The organism is Paraburkholderia sp. GAS32 (assembly GCF_050434225.1).
In the GTDB taxonomy this organism is placed as follows: domain Bacteria; phylum Pseudomonadota; class Gammaproteobacteria; order Burkholderiales; family Burkholderiaceae; genus Paraburkholderia; species Paraburkholderia madseniana.
Genome location: NZ_JBNPVS010000017.1, coordinates 55,941 through 74,122 on the forward strand (window position 1 = coordinate 55,941; position 18,182 = coordinate 74,122).

At 61.8% G+C, this 18,182-nt stretch carries 22 protein-coding genes; 1 reads left to right on the plus strand and 21 read right to left on the minus strand.

Annotated features, from left to right (window positions below; genetic code table 11):
* Positions 1 to 72: 72 nt before the first annotated feature.
* The 5 genes from P3T25_RS21095 to P3T25_RS21115 form a co-directional block, all read right to left on the minus strand.
* On the minus strand, positions 73 to 684 hold the full coding sequence (locus P3T25_RS21095) for a glutathione S-transferase N-terminal domain-containing protein (RefSeq protein WP_006052302.1): 612 nt from the start codon (positions 682 to 684) through the stop codon (positions 73 to 75).
* A gap of 95 nt (positions 685 to 779) precedes the next feature.
* Positions 780 to 1,535 (minus strand): cytochrome c1, encoded by a 756-nt coding sequence (locus tag P3T25_RS21100; RefSeq protein ID WP_429358902.1) that lies wholly within the window; start codon positions 1,533 to 1,535, stop codon positions 780 to 782.
* Positions 1,536 to 1,557: 22 nt separating this feature from the next.
* Complete coding sequence (locus P3T25_RS21105; protein WP_154561006.1) at positions 1,558 to 2,937, minus strand: cytochrome b; 1,380 nt, start codon at positions 2,935 to 2,937, stop codon at positions 1,558 to 1,560.
* Positions 2,937 to 3,557, minus strand: coding sequence for a ubiquinol-cytochrome c reductase iron-sulfur subunit (petA, locus tag P3T25_RS21110; protein WP_154561004.1), 621 nt, complete (start codon positions 3,555 to 3,557; stop codon positions 2,937 to 2,939). Before petA ends, P3T25_RS21105 begins: the two co-directional genes overlap by 1 nt.
* Positions 3,558 to 3,778: 221 nt before the next feature.
* Positions 3,779 to 4,525, minus strand: coding sequence for a Nif3-like dinuclear metal center hexameric protein (locus tag P3T25_RS21115; RefSeq protein WP_154561002.1), 747 nt, complete (start codon positions 4,523 to 4,525; stop codon positions 3,779 to 3,781).
* Between the two features lie 19 nt (positions 4,526 to 4,544).
* Here P3T25_RS21115 and P3T25_RS21120 point away from each other — a divergent pair, with 19 nt between their 5' ends.
* Positions 4,545 to 5,768: a Do family serine endopeptidase gene (locus P3T25_RS21120; RefSeq protein WP_429358903.1), complete on the plus strand. Its 1,224-nt coding sequence runs from the start codon at positions 4,545 to 4,547 to the stop codon at positions 5,766 to 5,768.
* Between the two features lie 96 nt (positions 5,769 to 5,864).
* On the opposite strand, the gene tatC is transcribed toward P3T25_RS21120, so the two are convergent.
* The 16 genes from tatC to murA all read right to left on the minus strand — a co-directional run bounded on the left by tatC (position 5,865) and on the right by murA (position 18,168).
* A complete protein-coding gene (gene tatC, locus P3T25_RS21125) occupies positions 5,865 to 6,644 on the minus strand; it encodes a twin-arginine translocase subunit TatC (RefSeq protein ID WP_168435727.1) in 780 nt (259 codons plus the stop codon).
* Between the two features lie 34 nt (positions 6,645 to 6,678).
* Positions 6,679 to 7,197: a Sec-independent protein translocase protein TatB gene (tatB, locus tag P3T25_RS21130; RefSeq protein ID WP_154560998.1), complete on the minus strand. Its 519-nt coding sequence runs from the start codon at positions 7,195 to 7,197 to the stop codon at positions 6,679 to 6,681.
* A 39-nt stretch (positions 7,198 to 7,236) separates the two neighbouring features.
* Positions 7,237 to 7,476, minus strand: a complete 240-nt coding sequence (gene tatA / locus P3T25_RS21135) for a Sec-independent protein translocase subunit TatA (protein ID WP_028199650.1) — start codon at positions 7,474 to 7,476, stop codon at positions 7,237 to 7,239.
* Between the two features lie 255 nt (positions 7,477 to 7,731).
* Positions 7,732 to 8,097, minus strand: a complete 366-nt coding sequence (locus P3T25_RS21140) for a histidine triad nucleotide-binding protein (protein ID WP_172167452.1) — start codon at positions 8,095 to 8,097, stop codon at positions 7,732 to 7,734.
* 82 nt (positions 8,098 to 8,179) lie between these two features.
* Positions 8,180 to 8,575 (minus strand): DUF4870 family protein, encoded by a 396-nt coding sequence (locus tag P3T25_RS21145; RefSeq protein WP_266259532.1) that lies wholly within the window; start codon positions 8,573 to 8,575, stop codon positions 8,180 to 8,182.
* A gap of 106 nt (positions 8,576 to 8,681) precedes the next feature.
* A complete protein-coding gene (locus P3T25_RS21150) occupies positions 8,682 to 9,074 on the minus strand; it encodes a phosphoribosyl-ATP diphosphatase (protein WP_054036629.1) in 393 nt (130 codons plus the stop codon).
* On the minus strand, positions 9,071 to 9,481 hold the full coding sequence (hisI, locus tag P3T25_RS21155) for a phosphoribosyl-AMP cyclohydrolase (protein WP_171926364.1): 411 nt from the start codon (positions 9,479 to 9,481) through the stop codon (positions 9,071 to 9,073). Before hisI ends, P3T25_RS21150 begins: the two co-directional genes overlap by 4 nt.
* A 1-nt stretch (position 9,482) precedes the next feature.
* Entirely contained in the window at positions 9,483 to 10,256 is a 774-nt protein-coding gene (gene hisF, locus P3T25_RS21160) for an imidazole glycerol phosphate synthase subunit HisF (RefSeq protein ID WP_054036627.1), read from the minus strand.
* A gap of 233 nt (positions 10,257 to 10,489) precedes the next feature.
* Positions 10,490 to 11,242, minus strand: coding sequence for a 1-(5-phosphoribosyl)-5-[(5-phosphoribosylamino)methylideneamino]imidazole-4-carboxamide isomerase (gene hisA / locus P3T25_RS21165; RefSeq protein WP_054036624.1), 753 nt, complete (start codon positions 11,240 to 11,242; stop codon positions 10,490 to 10,492).
* Positions 11,243 to 11,465: 223 nt separating this feature from the next.
* Positions 11,466 to 12,107 (minus strand): imidazole glycerol phosphate synthase subunit HisH, encoded by a 642-nt coding sequence (gene hisH, locus P3T25_RS21170; protein WP_429358904.1) that lies wholly within the window; start codon positions 12,105 to 12,107, stop codon positions 11,466 to 11,468.
* On the minus strand, positions 12,104 to 12,724 hold the full coding sequence (locus P3T25_RS21175) for a MarC family protein (RefSeq protein WP_154560988.1): 621 nt from the start codon (positions 12,722 to 12,724) through the stop codon (positions 12,104 to 12,106). The genes hisH and P3T25_RS21175 overlap by 4 nt, the downstream gene beginning before the upstream one ends.
* A gap of 59 nt (positions 12,725 to 12,783) precedes the next feature.
* Complete coding sequence (gene hisB, locus P3T25_RS21180) at positions 12,784 to 13,371, minus strand: imidazoleglycerol-phosphate dehydratase HisB (RefSeq protein WP_054036619.1); 588 nt, start codon at positions 13,369 to 13,371, stop codon at positions 12,784 to 12,786.
* Between the two features lie 114 nt (positions 13,372 to 13,485).
* On the minus strand, positions 13,486 to 14,556 hold the full coding sequence (gene hisC / locus P3T25_RS21185) for a histidinol-phosphate transaminase (RefSeq protein WP_171926363.1): 1,071 nt from the start codon (positions 14,554 to 14,556) through the stop codon (positions 13,486 to 13,488).
* Between the two features lie 181 nt (positions 14,557 to 14,737).
* Positions 14,738 to 16,060, minus strand: coding sequence for a histidinol dehydrogenase (hisD, locus tag P3T25_RS21190; RefSeq protein WP_429358905.1), 1,323 nt, complete (start codon positions 16,058 to 16,060; stop codon positions 14,738 to 14,740).
* Positions 16,061 to 16,120: 60 nt separating this feature from the next.
* Positions 16,121 to 16,816, minus strand: coding sequence for an ATP phosphoribosyltransferase (gene hisG / locus P3T25_RS21195; protein WP_093643445.1), 696 nt, complete (start codon positions 16,814 to 16,816; stop codon positions 16,121 to 16,123).
* Positions 16,813 to 18,168, minus strand: a complete 1,356-nt coding sequence (gene murA / locus P3T25_RS21200; RefSeq protein ID WP_429358922.1) for a UDP-N-acetylglucosamine 1-carboxyvinyltransferase — start codon at positions 18,166 to 18,168, stop codon at positions 16,813 to 16,815. Before murA ends, hisG begins: the two co-directional genes overlap by 4 nt.
* Between the last annotated feature and the right edge of the window lie 14 nt (positions 18,169 to 18,182).

Below are 18,182 nucleotides of genomic sequence, written 5' to 3' on the forward strand. Positions count from 1 at the left end.
ACAGTCCTCTTACCGGGTTGGGGCGCGCGCGGAAAACAATCGAGACGCGGCGCCCTCACCCCAAAGCCAAACTCAACGACGCATCACCTTTTCCGAAGGTGTCAGCGCTTCGATATAAGCCGGGCGGCTGAAAATGCGCTCGGCGTACTTCATCAGCGGTGCAGCGTTCTTCGACAGTTCGATGCCGTAGTGATCCAGACGCCACAGCAACGGCGCGATCGCGACGTCCAGCATCGAGAACTCTTCGCCGAGCATGTACTTGTTCTTCAGGAAGATCGGTGCGAGCTGCGTCAGGCGATCGCGGATCGCGAGACGTGCCTTCTCGTGATTCTTCTCAGCAGCCTTGCCCTTTTCGTTTTCGAGCGTGCCGACGTGAACGAACAGTTCCTTTTCGAAGTTCAGCAGGAACAGACGGGCGCGGGCGCGCTGAACCGGGTCGGCCGGCATCAGTTGCGGGTGCGGGAAGCGCTCGTCGATGTACTCGTTGATGATGTTCGATTCGTACAGAATCAGGTCCCGTTCGACGAGAATCGGCACCTGACCATACGGATTCATCACAGCGATGTCTTCCGGCTTGTTAAACAGGTCGACGTCGCGGATCTCGAAGTCCATGCCCTTTTCGAACAACACCAGCCGGCAGCGCTGGGAGAACGGGCAAGTTGTGCCGGAATACAGAACCATCATGTTTACGTTTCCTCAAAAAGCTGAAAGGCCAGCGCGCGGAAAAACCGTTCAACAGGTTTTTCCTGGCGCCGGCCCCACGCCGGGTAACGGCGTGATTATTTGATATGTTTCCAGTACGCAGCGTTCAGTCGCCAGGCGAAAAAGCTCAGAATGCCGAGGAACAGCAGCACCCACACGCCAAGCTGTCTGCGGGTTTTCTGCGTCGGTTCGGACATCCATGACAGGTACGACACGAGGTCGGCCACAGCAGAATCATAATCTACCGGCGACATCGTCCCCGGCGTGACCTGTTGGTAGCCGACAAATTTGTGCACCGTTTCGCCTGTTTTTTCGTCGGTTTCGTCACCGAACTTCGCGGTACGTTGCCCCTGAAGCTGCCACAGCACATGAGGCATGCTCACGTTTTCATACACCAGATTGTTCCAGCCGGTCGGCCGCGTATTGTCGCGATAGAAGCTGCGCAGGTACGTGTACAGCCAGTCCTTGCCGCGCGCCCGCGCTTCCACCGACAAATCCGGCGGACTCGCGCCGAACCACGCTTTCGCGTCGTCCGGGCGCATCGCCACGGTCATGGTGTTGCCGATTTTATCCGTGGTGAACAGCAGGTTCGACTGGATCGCGCTCGGCGTAATGCCGAGATCGGTCAGCCGGCTGTAGCGCATCAGATTCGCACTATGGCAATTCAGGCAGTAGTTTACAAACAATTGGGCGCCGTGCTGCAACGAAGCAAAATTCTCCGCGTTATCGGGCGCGCGGTCGAGAGGGAAATTCTCGTCCGCGTGCACCGCTCCGGCCAGCACCGCGAGCAGTGTCGCGCCGATCAGCGCGCACGTCGAAAGCAGTTTTTTCATTTCGTGTTCTCCGGGCTCGCGATTAGTGGGGCTTGAACCGCACCCGCTCGGGCGGCTGCTTGAACGTGCCAAGCCGCGTCCAGACCGGCATACCGAGGAAAAACGCGAAGTAGATCAGTGCACACACCTGAGCAATCAACGTCGAGGCGGGCGACGGCGGTTTGGTGCCGAGGAAGCCCAACGTCAGGAAAGCGAGCACGAAGATCCCGTAGAACACCTTGTGAAAAAACGGCCGGTAACGGATCGACTTCACCGGCGAGCGGTCGAGCCACGGCAGGAAGAACAGCGAGATCACCGCGCTGCCCATCACCACCACGCCCCAGAATTTCGATTCGGTGAACGCCATGGCCAGAACCACCAGAACCGCGAGCACCGGCAAGCCGAGCTTCCATTTGCCGCGTGCGCGCACCAGCGCGAACAGGCCGAGCAGCGCGACGATGATCATCAGCACGATCTTGAATGGATCGGTGGTGGCGCGCAACATCGCATAGAACGCCGTGAAGTACCACACTGGCGCAATTTCCTGCGGCGTTTGCAGCGGATTGGCGGGAATGAAGTTGTTCGCTTCAAGGAAGTACCCACCCATCTCCGGTGCGAAGAAGATGATCGCGGCGAAGATGATCAGGAACACCGACACGCCCATGAAGTCGTGCACCGAGTAGTACGGGTGGAACGGGATGCCGTCGAGCGGAATGCCGTCCGGGTCCTTCTTTGCCTTGATCTCGATGCCGTCCGGGTTGTTCGACCCCACTTCATGCAGCGCCACCAGGTGCGCGACCACCAGCCCGATCAGCACCAGCGGAATCGCGATCACGTGGAAAGCGAAGAAGCGGTTCAGCGTGACGTCCGAGACGACGTAATCGCCACGAATCCACAGCGACAGATCCGGCCCGATGAACGGAATCGCCGAGAACAGGTTCACGATCACCTGCGCGCCCCAGAACGACATCTGGCCCCACGGCAGCAGGTAGCCGAAGAACGCCTCGGCCATCAGGCTCAGGAAGATCGCGCAGCCGAAGATCCACACCAGTTCGCGCGGCTTGCGGTACGAGCCGTACATCAGTCCGCGGAACATATGCAGATACACGACGACGAAGAACATCGACGCACCCGTGGAGTGCATATAGCGGATCAGCCAGCCCCACGGCACCTCGCGCATGATGTACTCGACCGACGAGAACGCGAGCGTCGCGTCGGGCTTGTAGTTCATCGTGAGGAAGATGCCGGTGACGATCTGATTGACCAGCACCAGCAGCGCGAGCGAACCGAAGAAGTACCAGAAGTTGAAGTTCTTCGGCGCGTAGTACTCGGAAACATGCTTTTTCCAAGTGGACGTCATGGGAAACCGGCGGTCGATCCAGCCGACCAGCCCGGTCGTCTCTACTTCGTGTTCGATCGCCATTACGCTTCTCCTTTCTCGTCCTTGCCGATCACGAGGCCCGTGGCCGAGGTGAACATGTAAGGCGGGATGTCGAGGTTCTGCGGCGCAGGTTTGTTCTTGAAGACGCGGCCGGCCATGTCATAGGTCGAGCCGTGGCAAGGGCACAGGAAGCCGCCTGGCCAGTCGTCGGGAAGATTGGGCTGCGCGCCCTCCTGGAAGCGCGGCGTCGGCGTGCAGCCCAGATGGGTGCACACGGCGACGGCGACGAAAAGGTTCTTGTGGTCGGTGCGTGAACGGAATTCGTTGTTGCAGTACTCCGGCAACGGCATCGAAAAAGGATTCTTGGTGAGAGGATCCGCTACTTCCTTATCGGCTTTCTGGACATCGGCGAGCATCCTGTCAGTGCGATTGATGATCCACACCGGCTTACCGCGCCAGGCCACGGTCTTCATGTCGCCGGGCTTGAGATCACTGATATCGACTTCGACCGGGGCGCCTGCCGCCTTGGCCTTTTCAGATGGTGCAAACGAACTAACAAAGGGTACGACAGTGGCAACGCCTCCAATGCCACCTGCTACGGTCGTCGCTATCAGCCAGGTACGGCGGCCGCCGTCGACGCGTTCATCTTCCTTGTCTCGCATTACACGCCCCACTTCTGAGTTGGATTTTTCCTTCACGTCGCTTCTACCGCCGCTAGTTTGCGCGAATGGAGTCGGCATTTACAAGGCCCCATTGCCAAAAACCGTGCGAAGCCCTTGATAAGTCAGGGTTTCTCCGTACGGATCGCAAACTTTTTCGCATCTCCTTTTAAGTGCCCTCTGCGTTATTCGTGCCTTTTTCTTCTCTAATGCCGATTTTCAATTCAGACGGGATTGGGGATATCGATAAACACGTGTTCGATATCGAACTGCTCGGACAGATGCTTGCCCACCGCTTGCACGCCGAAACGTTCGGTGGCGTGATGGCCGGCCGCGAGGAACGCCACGCCGCTTTCCGCCGAGGTGTGCATCACCGACTCCGACACTTCACCGGTCAGGTAGACATCAGCGCCGGCATTGATCGCGGCGTCGAACATGCCTTGCGCGGCGCCCGTGCACCAGCCCACGCGGCGCAATTCGCGATCCGGGTCGCCGAACACGAGCGGCGTGCGGCCGAGCGTCTGCTCGACTTGCGCGGTGAAGTGCGCGAGCGTGATCGGCATCGGCAACGTGGCGAGCCAGCCGAGATCGTTCTCGCCGAAGCGCGCGTCGCTGATCCAGCCCATCTTCGCGCCGATTTGCGCGTTGTTGCCGAACTCGGGATGGTCGTCCAGCGGCAGGTGATAGGCGAACAGGTTCAGGTCGTTGGCAATCAGCAGCTTCAGGCGCGCGTGTTTGCGCCCGGTGATCTGCGGCGCCTCGTTGCGCCAGAAGTAGCCGTGATGGACCAGCACCGCGTCCGCACCCCAGTCGAGCGCGGCCTCGAGGAAGGCCACTGAAGCCGTCACGCCGGTCGCGAGCTTATTGATCCTGCGGCGCCCTTCCACCTGCAATCCATTGGGGCAATAGTCCTTGAAGCGCGCGGTTTCAAGGAGATTGTTCAAGTACAATTCAAGTTCGATCCGATCCATATAAACCTCTAGTCTTCAGATGCTTAGACGCTTTTGGCTGTTCTTTGCCCAAGCGGTGACTGTGCTGTTGGCGCTGATGTTCATCATTGCGACCCTCAAACCGCAGTGGCTCCAGCGTCAAGGGCAATTCGGCAAGCAACTCGCCGAACCGATCGTCGCCCTTCGGGAAGTGGCGCCAGGCATCGGCACGGGTCCTGCACAGGCGTCCTATGCAGACGCCGCGCAAAAAGCCATGCCCGCGGTCGTCAATGTGTTCTCCAGCAAGGATGGCTCACTGCCGCCCGACCCGCGCGCGAAAGATCCGTTGTTCCGCTATTTCTTCGGTGACAAGAACAAAGGCAAGCAGCAGGAACAACCCGCGTCGAATCTGGGCTCGGGAGTGATAGTGAGTTCGGAAGGTTACATTCTAACGAACCAGCACGTCGTGGACGGCGCCGATCAGATCGAAATCGCGCTTGCCGACGGCCGCACCACCAACGCCAAGGTGATCGGCGTCGATCCTGAGACCGATCTGGCCGTGCTGAAGGTCAACATGACCAACCTGCCCACCATCACGCTCGGCCGCATGGACCAGACGCGCGTGGGCGACGTGGTGCTGGCGATCGGCAATCCGTTCGGCGTCGGTCAGACGGTGACCATGGGCATTGTCAGCGCGCTCGGGCGCAATCACCTCGGCATCAACACGTTCGAAAACTTCATTCAGACCGACGCGGCCATCAACCCGGGCAACTCGGGCGGTGCGCTGGTCGACGTGAACGGCAATCTGCTCGGCATCAATACCGCCATCTATTCGCGCTCGGGCGGCTCGCTCGGCATCGGCTTTGCGATTCCTGTCTCGACCGCGCGCAGCGTGCTGGAGAGCATCATCACGACGGGCTCGGTCACGCGCGGCTGGATCGGCGTGGAGCCGCAGGACGTGACGCCTGAAATCGCCGAATCGTTCGGGCTCGAGCAGAAGTCGGGCGCGATTGTCGCGGGCGTGCTGAAGAACGGGCCGGCCGACCGTGCTGGCATCAAGCCGGGTGACATTCTGGTAAGCGTGAACGGCCAGGAGATCACCGACACCACACGTCTGCTGAACGTCATCGCGCAGATCAAGCCGGGCACGGCTGCGAAGGTTCACCTGGTGCGCAAGAGCCACACGATGGATCTGGACGTGACCATCGGCAAGCGCCCGCCTCCGCCGAAGCAACCGGCAGAAGATAACGGCGGCGGCGATCAGCAGGACGACGACGGCGGTTGAGAAGCGATAGATAGCGGCCAGTGGTGTGGGCACCGCAAAACAAAAAGGGCAGTCCGTGATGGACTGCCCTTTTTGTTTGTCTCTCTGTGCTGCCGTTCAACCCGGCGGACTGTCTTCCGCAATCACGGGTTTCTGCTTGCCGACAATCAACCGCGCCGCAATGATCCCCGCCTCATACAGCACGATCAGCGGAATCGCCAGAATGAGCTGCGAGAACACGTCCGGCGGCGTCACCACCGCTGAAATCACGAACGCGCCCACGACCACATACGGACGGATTTCCTTGAGCTTCTTGATGGTCAGCACGTTCATGCGGACCAACAGCACCACGACAATCGGCACTTCGAACGTCACCCCGAACGCGAGGAACATGGTCAGCACGAAGCTCAGGTAGTTGTCGATATCGGTGTTCATCTCCGCGCCGAGCGGCGCGTTGTAGTGCGCCATCACGCGGAAGATGGTCGGAAACACCACGAAGTACGCGAACGCCATGCCGCACAGGAACAGCGTGTAGCTGCTGCCCACCAGCGGCCCGACCAGCTTCTTCTCATGCTGGTACAAACCCGGCGCGACGAATGCCCAGATCTGGTACAGCACGACCGGCAGCGCAATCACAAAGGCGACCATCATGGTCACCTTCATCGGCACGAAGAACGAGCCGGTGACGTCGGTGACGATCATCTTGCCGTCCTTCGGCAGATTCTGCATCAAGGGCCGCGCCAGCAGCCGGAAGATATCCGGCGCCCAATACACGAGCCCGACAAACACCACGATGACGGCAAGGCCGGCGCGGATGATACGGTCGCGCAATTCAACGAGGTGGGAAATGAAGGTCTCTTCAGTGCCTTCGTCCTGGGTTTGCTGGGGGTCGCTCACACCGGCCCTCGGTTAGAGATTGTCGTTCTGATCATCAGAAGAACCGCGTCGGGCGACGCATGCTGGCCGGCGTATGCCGCGCCACGCGCGCAGCGCCCGACTGCACACGCGTGCGGCGCGTGGTGGCGCGCTTGTACCAGGTGGGCATGGCGGTCTGCTTGACGCGCCAGTTCTTGCGTTTAGCGCCTGCCGGTGGCGTGGTGGTCTGCCACGGCGAATTGCCGGCATCTTCAAGCGCACCGCCGGCAATGCTTGGCGACACCGACGTGCCGCTATTCCACGCGTCGTTCAGTTCGGTTTCATGCTTGCGCAGATTGTCCTGAACGCTGGTTTCGACGTTGCTCGCCGCCGCTTCGAACTCGGTTTTCATGCGACGCAATTCGTCGAGTTCGATTTCACGGGTGACTTCGGCCTTCACGTCGTTGATATACCGCTGCGCGCGGCCGAACAACGCGCCGGCCGTGCGGGCGACGCGAGGCAGGCGCTCAGGCCCAAGTACGACCAGCGCGACGACGCCAATCAGCGCCATCTTGGTTAGACCGAGGTCCAGCATGAAGTGGAGTGTCCGTCAGTAACGCGGTTGGGCCGCGGCTTAGCGGTAATCGCCGGAACGCGGCGTCTTTTCCTTCGCATCCACATCTACCGTGCCATTGCGCGGCAGTTCGCGCTGCTGCGCTTCGCCTGCGGGCGTTTCGGCTTCCTTCATGCCTTCCTTGAAGCCCTTCACAGCGCCACCCAGATCGGTGCCGATATTGCGCAGCTTCTTCGTGCCGAACACGAGCGCCACGATCAACAACACGATCAGCCAATGCCAAATGCTCAACGAACCCATGACTACTCTCCTTAACCCCGACACCGCACGTGATGCGGCAAAACTCGTGCGCCTTGCGGCGTGAATCGAAGCGCGTACGCTCCATCTATACGTTGCCGCGAGCTGTTTCGATTCAACCCGCGACACGGTGTGCCATTTGACCTGACGATCGCGTCGGCGTCGTTACAGTGCAGCAAAAACAACGGCTCCGCTATTGTCAGCGGCCAAAACTCGCTGCGCGCCTCGCAGCCGGCGGTTATTTACGAGCCCAACCTGTCAGCCCATGCGCTGCCACGGACGCGGCCCGGCGAGAATGTGCGCATGTAGGTGATACACCTCTTGCCCGCCTCCCGGTCCCGTATTGATTACCGTGCGAAAACCGCTTTCGCCACCGGTGTACGCCACGCCCAACTGCTCGGCCAGACGCGCCACCAGAACTAGCATTCTACCAAGCAGCGGTGCCTCGCTTTCGGTGCAATTCGACAGCGTGGCGACGTGTTTGCGGGGAATCACCAGTACATGGGTTTCAGCGGCCGGGCGGATGTCGCGGAAGGCAACAAACTCTTCGTCCTCGTGGACTTTGGTCGACGGAATCTCGCCGGCGGCGATCTTGCAGAAAAGGCAGTTCGGGTCGTGGCTCATCGTATTCCTGACACAGTATGGCTAGAGCGCGAAGCGTCGTGCGGCACGGCTCATATCCGGCCCGGCCGCAGCCGGACCCAACTCAGAACCAGCCACGCGGGTTCGCGAGCGGCTTGTTATCGTACAGATACAGCCAGCCCTTGATAATACGGTACAACATCCAGATGCTGACGGCCCACAGAACCGGAATGCCGATCACCACGAACAGCAGCACAGCGCCAATCGCATAACCCAGCAAGGCCATCCAGAACGAGCGGATCTGCCACTCGAAATGCGCTTCGTAGGGCGTGCCCACTACATCAGGCCGCTTCACGTAGTTGATGATGATCGCGATCAGAATCGTCAGACCACCCGTCAGCCAGTGAACCGCATACAGCGCGTACAGGACATGCGTGAGCGTGCGCAGACTGCGTTCGCGCTCTGGCTCGATCGCGTTGCGGTAGGCCGGCGGCGGATAATTTCCTTGCGACTGTTCCATGCTTGCGTCCTCCCGAGGATGCGATCCTATTCGTTCAGTGCAATGTGGGTGCCGACGTTCGCCACTTCAACACGCGGCGGACAAGGTAACGTCAAGGTGGCGACAATCAGTCGCCGTTCTCTTCGCGCTCGCGGCTCTTGCGCAGCGCCTTTTCTTCGATGCCCGACAGGCCTTCGCGGCGCTCGAGTTCGGCAAGCACGTCAGCCGGGCTCAGGTCGAAATGCGACAGCATCACGAGGCAGTGGAACCAGAGGTCCGCCACTTCGCCGACCAGCGCTTTCGGCGCGCCGCCGTGGCGAGTGTCTTTGGCGGCCAGCACGACTTCGGTGGCCTCTTCGCCGATCTTCTTGAGAATCGCGTCATCGCCTTTGTGGAAGAGGCGCGACACGTACGAGACGTCCGGATCGCCGCCCTTGCGGCTGTCGATGATGGCTGCGAGGCGCAGCAGCGTGTCCTTGGTAGACGAAGCCGATTCGGTGGATTGCGTGGATTGCGTCATTTGTAGATGTGTTCGGGATCTTTCAACACGGGATCGACGGCGACCCAGTCGCCATCTTCAACCGTGCCTTCGAATTTCTGGAAAAAGCATGAGTGGCGGCCGGTGTGGCACGCAATGCCCGACACCTGCTCGACCTTCAGCAGCACGACGTCTTCGTCGCAATCGAGCCGCACTTCATGCACATGCTGCACGTGGCCGGACTCTTCACCCTTGAACCACAAGCGCTGGCGCGAGCGCGAAAAATACACCGCGCGGCCGGTTTCGACGGTTTTCGCCAAGGCTTCGCGGTTCATCCACGCGAACATCAGCACGTCGTTGGTCGATGCTTCCTGCGCGATCACCGGCACGAGGCCGTTCGCGTCCCACCTGACCTTGTCGAGCCACTCTACTGCTGAGGGATTCACCACGTCACAACCTCACCGAAATGCCTTGATCGGCCATGAAGCGCTTGGCCTCGCCCACGGTGTGTTCGCCGTAGTGGAAGATGCTGGCGGCCAGCACTGCGTCCGCGTGGCCGCTCTTGATGCCGTCGGCCAGATGCTGCAGCGAGCCGACGCCGCCCGAGGCGATCACCGGAATCGACACCGCATCGGACACCGCCCGCGTAAGCGCGAGATCGAAGCCGCTCTTGGTGCCGTCGCGGTCCATGCTGGTCAGCAGGATTTCGCCCGCGCCCAGTTCGGCCATCTTGCGCGCCCATTCGACGGCTTCGAGACCAGTAGCCTTGCGCCCGCCGTGCGTGAAGACTTCCCAGCGCGGCGGTTCGCCGTCCGCCGAGACGCGCTTCGCGTCGATGGCGACGACGATGCATTGCGAGCCGTATTTGTCCGTCGCGTCGCGCACGAGTTGCGGATTCGCGACCGCCGACGAGTTCATGCTGATCTTGTCCGCGCCCGCGTTCAACAGCCGCCGCACGTCTTCGACCGCGCGCACGCCGCCGCCGACCGTCAGCGGAATAAACACCTGGGAGGCGACCGCTTCGATGATCGGCAGAATCAGATCGCGCTGGTCGGAGGTGGCGGTGATGTCGAGGAAGGTCAGTTCGTCGGCGCCCTGGTCGTCGTAACGGCGCGCGATTTCGACCGGGTCGCCCGCATCGCGCAGTTCGACGAAGTTGACGCCCTTGACCACGCGGCCAGCCGTGACGTCGAGACAGGGGATGATGCGTTTAGCTAGAGCCATAATCGTGCAATTCTGCCAATACCGCTGATGAGGCCGCTCGCCTGAATCTTCACGAGCGGCACTGTGCCGGCGCTGCTCGCCGCGTCAGGCCGGAAGCCGGAAATGTGCCGAAGGCACCAGCAAGCGGCTTGACGCGCTTTCGGGACGCGCCGTTGCGTCCGCCGCTTCTAGTCCAGTCCAAGTCCGCTGCTGCGTCGATTCCGAGTCGAACACGACGCCTCGAACCTGGAGCCTTAAGCGTCGTCCGATTCGCGCAGCCGGTCCGCGAGGGTTTGCGCCGCCGCGAAGTCCAGATCGCCCGAGTAGATTGCCCGACCGCAGATCACGCCTTCGATGCCTTCGTCCTCGACTTCGCAGAGCGACTCGATGTCCGCGAGGTTCGACAAACCGCCGCTCGCGATCACCGGAATCTTCACCGCGCGGGCGAGGCGCACCGTGGCTTCGATGTTGATGCCCTGGAGCATGCCGTCGCGGCCGATGTCGGTGTAGATGATCGACTCGCAGCCGTAATCCTCGAACTTGCGCGCCAGATCGGCCACTTCATGGCCGGTCAGCTTGCTCCAGCCGTCGGTCGCGACCTTGCCGTCTTTCGCATCCAGACCGACGATGATATGGCCGCCGAAAGCCGTGCACGCATCCTGCAGGAAGCCGGGATTCTTCACCGCAGCCGTGCCGATGATGACGTACGACAAACCGTCGTCCAGATAGCGCTCGATCGTGTTCAGATCGCGGATGCCGCCGCCCAGCTGGACGGGAATCTCGCCACCCACTTCCTCGATGATCGCGCGAATCGCGTCTTCGTTTTTCGGCTTGCCGGCGAACGCGCCATTCAGGTCGACGAGGTGCAGACGGCGGGCGCCGCGATCGACCCAATGCCGGGCCATCGCCGCCGGTTCCTCGGAAAATATCGTCGCCTGGTCCATATCGCCCTGTTTGAGGCGTACACAGTGACCATCTTTCAGGTCGATGGCGGGAATCAGCAGCATAGCAATCGGGTGTTGTCTGGGAGGTGGTTGAAGGTCGGCGGCAGCGGCTGACAAGCCAGCCCGCCATAACGCCGTTTCGCTAGTTTAGTACAACTCTTTCGACGCCCTTGCGGAGCGCCGTATTGGAACGCATGGAGCGGAATCGTCTTGCTGCGGTTGTGGCGCACCGCCAACACCCCGCTTATGGCGGAACGGCGTAGGACAACAGGATGAAGAAAGGCGCTCACGGCTTCCAGTGCACGAAGTTGCGATACACGCGCAGCCCCGCTTCGGCGCTCTTTTCCGGGTGGAATTGGGTCGCGAAGATGTTATCCCGCGCCACCGCCGAGGTAAAGGGCACACCGTACACCGTTTCGCCCGAGGTATGGGCGGCGTTGTCCGGCACGACGTAGTAGCTGTGCACGAAGTAGAAGAACGCGTTATCCGCGACGCCGTCCCACAAGGGATGCGGCTGCGCCTGGCGCACGCGGTTCCAGCCCATTTGCGGGACCTTGAAGCGCGAGCCGTCGTCCTGCACCTGACCTTCCAGGTCGAAGCGCAGCACCTTGCCGGGCAACAGACCCAGACCGGGCGTATTGCCCTCGGCGCTCCAGTCGAACAGCATCTGCTCGCCGACGCACACGCCCATCAGCGGCTTGCTGCGCGAGGCCTCGATGACCGCCTCCTGCAGGCCGGATTCGGCCAGACTGCGCATGCAGTCAGGCATGGCGCCCTGGCCGGGCAGCACCACGCGGTCGGCCGAGCGGATCGCTTCCGGCTGATCGACGATCGCCACGTCCGCCTCCGGCGCGGCTTTGCGTAGCGCCTGGGCAACCGAGCGCAGGTTGCCCATTCCGTAATCCACAATCGCTATCGAAGTTTTCATTTCAAGTTAGGCAGCAATGCCTTCAATCCATCGACGATGAATTCCACCGCCAGCGCCGATAACATCAAACCCATGAGCCGCGTACCGATGTTGATACCCGTGCGACCGACCCAACGGGCAATCGGTTCGGCGAGGCGCAACGAAAAAAAGCAGATCGCCGCCAGCACCGCACCGATCGCGACCAGGCTCAGCCGGTCGTACCAGTGCGCCGAGCCGGCCGCATAAATGATCGTGGTGCTGATCGCGCCCGGACCGGTCAACAGCGGGATCGCCAGCGGTACAACCGCGATGTTGTTCTTCTGCTCGGCCTCATCGCGCTCTTCCTCCGTCGAACGGCTGTTGCCGATCTGCGCGTTCAGCATGTTGATGGCCATCAGCAGCATGATGATCCCGCCGCCCACTTCGAGCGACCCGACCGAAATGCCGAAGAAGCTGATGATCTGCTGCCCGAGCAGCGTGGTCACCGCAATCACGCAGAACACCGAAATTGCCGCGATGCGGATGGTTCTGCGCCGCTCGACGTCGCTCTGAAGCGCCGTCAGGCTCATAAAGAACGGGATGGCGCCGACCGGGTTGATCAACGCCAGCAGCGAAATAAACGACTTCAGAATATCCATCGCACACCGGGTGCGGGCAAGCGCAGCCGGTCCTGGTCACGAGGCTGGTAAATGAGCGCTTAAAGGCTGCCCTTGGTCGACGGAATCTGTCCCGCCGCGCGTTCGTCCATCTCGACGGCCATACGCAATGCACGCCCGAAGGCCTTGAACACCGTTTCCATCTGATGATGGGCGTTCAGGCCACGCAGGTTGTCGATGTGCAGCGTGACGCCGGCGTGATTGACGAAGCCGCGGAAAAATTCGATGGAGAGATCGACGTCGAAGGTGCCGATGCGCGCGCGCGTAAACGGCACATGGAATTCGAGACCCGGGCGTCCGGAAAAATCGATCACGACGCGCGACAGCGCTTCGTCGAGCGGCACGTAAGAATGACCGTAGCGACGGATGCCCTTGCGGTCGCCAATTGCCTTCGCGACGGCCTGGCCGAGCGTGATGCCGACGTCTTCAACCGTGTGGTGGTCGTCGATTTCGAGGTCGCCATGCGCTTCGATGTCGAGATCGAACAACCCGTGGCGTGCGATCTGGTCGAGCATGTGATCAAGAAACGGCACACCGGTGGCCAGCTTCTGCTGACCGGTGCCGTCCAGATTGATCTTCACACGGATCTGCGTTTCGCTTGTGTTGCGAACGACTTCCGCAAGGCGCATGGTAATTCCTCGAATCTAGCTAGAAAGCGATAGTAGTGTGGGATGGGAACACGGCGGACCGCGCGCACTTTTCGCAGTAGGGGAAAGCGCTCACGCGGCCATTCAGCTCGCCGTTCAATGCAGCACGAGTTTCAGTCCAGCGATCAATTGGGCGTTTTCTTCCGGTGAACCCACGGTCAAACGCACGCAATTGACCAGCAATGGATGCATTTTACTCACGTTTTTGATCAAAACCCGTGCTGCCAGCAGCGTTTCGAACATAACGGATGCGTCAGGCACCCGCACCAGCAGGAAGTTGCCGGCGCTCGGAAACACTTCGGCGCCCGGTAATTGGGCGACGGCTTGCGCGAGTTTCGTCCGTTCTTCACGCAGTTGCTCGGCTTGGGCGTCGAGCACGTCGACGTGGTCGAGCAGGAAATCGGCGGCGGCCTGCGTCAGCACGTTGGTGTTGTAGGGCGGCCGCACCTTGTCGAATTCGGTGAGCCAGGCGGGCTTGCCGACCAGATAACCCAGGCGGATGCCGGCCAGACCGAGCTTGGACACCGTACGCATCACGACGACGTTGTCGAAGGCATCGGCGCGCGGCAGCCAGCTTTGCTGCGCGAACGGCTGATAAGCCTCGTCGATCACCACCAGGCTTTTGTTCGCCGCGGCGATGATGCGCTCCATATCCGCGCCGTCGTACAGCGTGCCGGTCGGGTTGTTCGGGTAGGCCAGATAGATGACCGCCGGTTCATGCTCGGCGATCGCCGCCAGCATCGCTTCGGTGTCGAGCGTGAAATCGGGCTTCAGCGGCACGCCGATGAATTCCAGATTCGCCAGCTTCGCGGACATCTGATACATGACGAAACCCGGCATCGGCGCGAGCACCTTGGCGCCCGGCTTCGCGCACGCCACCGACACCATGCTGATGATTTCATCCGAGCCGTTGCCGAGCAGCACGTCGCAACCCGCGGGCACACCCATCACGCGCTTGATCTTTTCGATCAGCGCTTCCGGGCGCGGCGCCGGGTAACGGTTCAGCGCAACGCCGGCCAGATGCTCGCCGAGATGGGCGGCGAGCACCGGAGGCAGCGAAAACGGATTTTCCATCGCATCGAGCTTGATATAGCCCGTGGCGTCCGGAACCGGATAGCTCGTCATCGCGAGCACGTCGCGGCGGATGATGTCTTGAGGTGTCGTCATAAGTCAGTGTACCGGGCCGCGCGGGAGACGCCGGCGGGTATCGGCGGCTTGCGGACTGCCCCAGGTTGGTCTGTATTGTCGTTATTTAACGGGAAACCGCGCGAAATCCGTCGGCAGGGTTCGCGGACATCGGTTCGATGCCCGCCTGCTCCGTACTCCGGCTCGTCGCGGTCAGCCGCGCTTAGCCGTTCTGCCGCATCCGGTATTCGGCGCTGCGGGCATGCGCCTGCAGGCCTTCGCCGTAAGCGAGTTCGGCGGCGATCTCGCCAAGCGTCTGCGCGCCTTCCGCACTGACCTCGATCACGCTCGAACGCTTGAAGAAATCGTAGACGCCCAGCGGTGACGAAAACCGTGCGGTACGCGACGTAGGCAGCACGTGATTCGGCCCCGCGCAGTAGTCGCCGAGGCTTTCACTGGTGTAGCGGCCGAGGAAGATCGCGCCGGCATGGCGGATCAGTTGGCCCCATTGATGCGGTTCCAGCGCGGAGATTTCGAGGTGTTCCGGCGCGATGTCATTGGCGATCGCGCAGGCTTCGGCCATATCGCGCACCTTGATCAACGCACCGCGGCCTTCGAGCGAAGCGCGGATCACGTCCTGGCGCGGCATGCTCGGCAGCAGTTCGTTGATCGCATCGCGTACGCGGGCGATGAATGCATCGTCCGGACACAGCAGGATGGATTGCGCGAGTTCGTCGTGCTCGGCTTGCGAGAACAGGTCCATCGCGATCCAGCGCGGGTCCGTCGTGCCGTCGCACAGCACGAGAATTTCCGACGGCCCGGCGATCATGTCAATGCCGACCGTGCCGAACACCCGGCGCTTGGCCGACGCGACATACGCGTTGCCGGGGCCGCAGATCTTGTCGACCGCAGGCACCGTTTCCGTGCCGTATGCCATTGCGCCCACCGCCTGCGCGCCGCCGATCGTGAACACGCGATCCACGCCGCCCAGCAAGGCGGCCGCCAGCACCAGCGGATTCTTCACGCCGTCCGGCGTGGGCACAACCATGACGATTTCGCGCACACCGGCCACGCGCGCCGGAATCGCGTTCATCAGCACCGACGACGGATACGCCGCCTTGCCGCCCGGCACGTAAATACCCGCGCGATCCAGCGGCGTGACCTTCTGGCCGAGCACGGTGCCGTCAGCTTCCGTGTACTGCCAGCTATGGCTGCCGCACTCGATCTTCTGCTTCTCGTGGTAACCGCGCACGCGCGCCGCCGCCGCTTCGAGCGCTGCGCGACGCTTCGGCTCGAGGCCTTCGAGCGCCGCCTCCAGTTCGGACATCGGCAACTCGAGCGCCGCGACGCTCTTCGCCTCGACGCGGTCGAAGCGGCTCGTGTACTCGAGCACCGCGGCGTCGCCGCGTGCCTTCACGTCGTTCAGAATCTGCGCGACCGAGCGCTCGATTGCTTCGTCTTCGCTCGCCTCGAACGCGAGTACCGCATGCAGCGACTTCTGGAAGTCGGGAGCGCTGGAATCGAGTTTGCGAATCTTGATAGACATACGGGTATCCGTTTCGGTAAGGCGCGCTAAAGCGTGGTCAAACGAGCGTAGTCAAACTTTTCAGGCCGCAGCGCCGGCCTTCGACGCGCGTTCGAACGCGTCGAGGATCGGCCGCAGCGCCGCGCGCTTGAGCTTCAGCGCTGCCTGGTTCACAACGAGGCGCGACGAAATCTGCATGATCTCTTCCACCTCGACAAGATTGTTGGCGCGCAAGGTATTGCCGGAACTCACCAGGTCGACGATCGCATCGGCGAGGCCGACCAGCGGCGCCAGCTCCATCGAACCGTACAGCTTGATCAGATCGACGTGCACGCCCTTGGCGGCAAAATGCTCACGTGCGGTTTCCACATATTTGGTCGCCACGCGCAGACGTGCGCCCTGGCGCACCGCGTTCGCGTAGTCGAAACCGGCCGCCACTGCGACCGACATCCGGCAACGCGCGATATCCAGATCGACCGGCTGATACAGTCCGCTGCCGCCGTGCTCAAGCAGCACATCCTTGCCGGCCACGCCGAAGTCGGCTGCGCCGTATTCGACGTAGGTCGGCACGTCCGTGGCGCGCACGATGATCACGCGCACATTCGCATCCGTAGTGGGCAGAATCAGCTTGCGCGAGGTTTCCGGATCTTCGGCGACTTCAATGCCGGCTGCGGCGAGCAGCGGCAGCGTCTCTTCGAAGATACGCCCTTTCGACAAAGCCAGCGTGAGCGGTGCGCTCACCGCCGGCGACGACGACGTTTGCGGCATCGAACTCATGCCTGGCTCCCCGAGATACGGCGCACCCTGGCGCCGATGGCGTTGAGCTTGGTCTCCATCCGGTCGTAACCACGATCCAGGTGATAGATACGGTCGATCAACGTTTCGCCTTCGGCACGCAGCGCGGCGATCACGAGGCTCGCCGACGCACGCAGGTCGGTCGCCATCACCTTCGCGCCGGACAGCTTCTCGACGCCGGTCACGAGCGCGGTGTTGCCGTCGATCGTGATGTTCGCGCCGAGGCGGTTCAATTCCTGCACGTGCATGTAGCGGTTCTCGAAGATCGTCTCGACGACTTGCGAGGTGCCGTCCGCGAGCGTGTTGAGCGCCATAAACTGCGCCTGCATGTCGGTCGGGAACGCCGGATATTCGGACGTGCGGAAGCTCACCGCGCTCGGACGCTTGTCCATGCGCACACGCATCCAGTCGTCGCCCTCTTCGATCGTGACGCCGGCTTCGCGCAGCTTTTCGGTGACGGCTTCGAGAATCAGCGGACGTACCTTACGCAGCGTCACATCGCCGCCGGCAGCCGCGACCGCGCACAGGAACGTGCCGGCTTCGATACGATCCGGAATCACCGTGTGCTTTGCGCCATGCAGCTTGTCGACGCCCTGGATCACCAGACGGTCGGTGCCGATACCTTCGATCTTGGCGCCCATCTCGACCAGCAGATGCGCGAGGTCACCCACTTCCGGCTCACGCGCGGCGTTCTCGATGACCGTTTCGCCCTCGGCCAGCACCGCTGCCATCAGCAGGTTTTCGGTGCCCGTCACGGTGATCATGTCGGTCACGATGCGCGCGCCCTTCAGACGCTTCGCACGCGCTTCGATGAAGCCGTGCTCGATCGTGATCTCGGCGCCCATGGCCTGCAGACCCTTGATGTGCTGATCCACCGGACGCGCGCCGATTGCGCAGCCGCCCGGCAGCGACACGCGAGCGTGACCGAAGCGCGCGACCAGCGGGCCGAGCACGAGGATCGACGCACGCATGGTCTTCACCATTTCGTACGGCGCGACGAGGTTATCGACCTTCGACGCATCCAGCGACACGCAGCCCTCGCCGCTCTCGATCTGCACGCCCATCTGGCCGAGCAGCTTGAGCATCGTGCGCACGTCCTGCAAGTCGGGCACGTTCTCCAGATGCACCGGCTCCGCGCTCAGCAGACTCGCGCACAGAATCGGCAACGCCGCGTTCTTGGCACCTGAGACGACGACTTCACCCGACAGCGGGTAGCCACCTTCAATGACGAGTTTATCCATGCCTGTCAGTTCCTGATTGACCCGGACTTCAGCCGGGCCCGCTTTGACTGTGTTCGACGCGCCGCTACCGGCGTCGCGCCCTTCTTGAGTAATTCGCACTAAATTTC

What these genes read in the sequence shown, in the direction of transcription:
- P3T25_RS21095 (WP_006052302.1), bottom strand. Translation starts at nt 684, where the DNA reads ATGATGGTTCTGTATTCCGGCACAACTTGCCCGTTCTCCCAGCGCTGC.
- P3T25_RS21100 (WP_429358902.1), bottom strand. Translation starts at nt 1,535, where the DNA reads ATGAAAAAACTGCTTTCGACGTGCGCGCTGATCGGCGCGACACTGCTC.
- P3T25_RS21105 (WP_154561006.1), bottom strand. Translation starts at nt 2,937, where the DNA reads ATGGCGATCGAACACGAAGTAGAGACGACCGGGCTGGTCGGCTGGATC.
- petA (WP_154561004.1), bottom strand. Translation starts at nt 3,557, where the DNA reads ATGCGAGACAAGGAAGATGAACGCGTCGACGGCGGCCGCCGTACCTGG.
- P3T25_RS21115 (WP_154561002.1), bottom strand. Translation starts at nt 4,525, where the DNA reads ATGGATCGGATCGAACTTGAATTGTACTTGAACAATCTCCTTGAAACC.
- P3T25_RS21120 (WP_429358903.1), top strand. Translation starts at nt 4,545, where the DNA reads ATGCTTAGACGCTTTTGGCTGTTCTTTGCCCAAGCGGTGACTGTGCTG.
- tatB (WP_154560998.1), bottom strand. Translation starts at nt 7,197, where the DNA reads ATGCTGGACCTCGGTCTAACCAAGATGGCGCTGATTGGCGTCGTCGCG.
- tatA (WP_028199650.1), bottom strand. Translation starts at nt 7,476, where the DNA reads ATGGGTTCGTTGAGCATTTGGCATTGGCTGATCGTGTTGTTGATCGTG.
- P3T25_RS21140 (WP_172167452.1), bottom strand. Translation starts at nt 8,097, where the DNA reads ATGAGCCACGACCCGAACTGCCTTTTCTGCAAGATCGCCGCCGGCGAG.
- P3T25_RS21145 (WP_266259532.1), bottom strand. Translation starts at nt 8,575, where the DNA reads ATGGAACAGTCGCAAGGAAATTATCCGCCGCCGGCCTACCGCAACGCG.
- P3T25_RS21150 (WP_054036629.1), bottom strand. Translation starts at nt 9,074, where the DNA reads ATGACGCAATCCACGCAATCCACCGAATCGGCTTCGTCTACCAAGGAC.
- hisF (WP_054036627.1), bottom strand. Translation starts at nt 10,256, where the DNA reads ATGGCTCTAGCTAAACGCATCATCCCCTGTCTCGACGTCACGGCTGGC.
- hisA (WP_054036624.1), bottom strand. Translation starts at nt 11,242, where the DNA reads ATGCTGCTGATTCCCGCCATCGACCTGAAAGATGGTCACTGTGTACGC.
- hisH (WP_429358904.1), bottom strand. Translation starts at nt 12,107, where the DNA reads ATGAAAACTTCGATAGCGATTGTGGATTACGGAATGGGCAACCTGCGC.
- P3T25_RS21175 (WP_154560988.1), bottom strand. Translation starts at nt 12,724, where the DNA reads ATGGATATTCTGAAGTCGTTTATTTCGCTGCTGGCGTTGATCAACCCG.
- hisB (WP_054036619.1), bottom strand. Translation starts at nt 13,371, where the DNA reads ATGCGCCTTGCGGAAGTCGTTCGCAACACAAGCGAAACGCAGATCCGT.
- hisC (WP_171926363.1), bottom strand. Translation starts at nt 14,556, where the DNA reads ATGACGACACCTCAAGACATCATCCGCCGCGACGTGCTCGCGATGACG.
- hisD (WP_429358905.1), bottom strand. Translation starts at nt 16,060, where the DNA reads ATGTCTATCAAGATTCGCAAACTCGATTCCAGCGCTCCCGACTTCCAG.
- hisG (WP_093643445.1), bottom strand. Translation starts at nt 16,816, where the DNA reads ATGAGTTCGATGCCGCAAACGTCGTCGTCGCCGGCGGTGAGCGCACCG.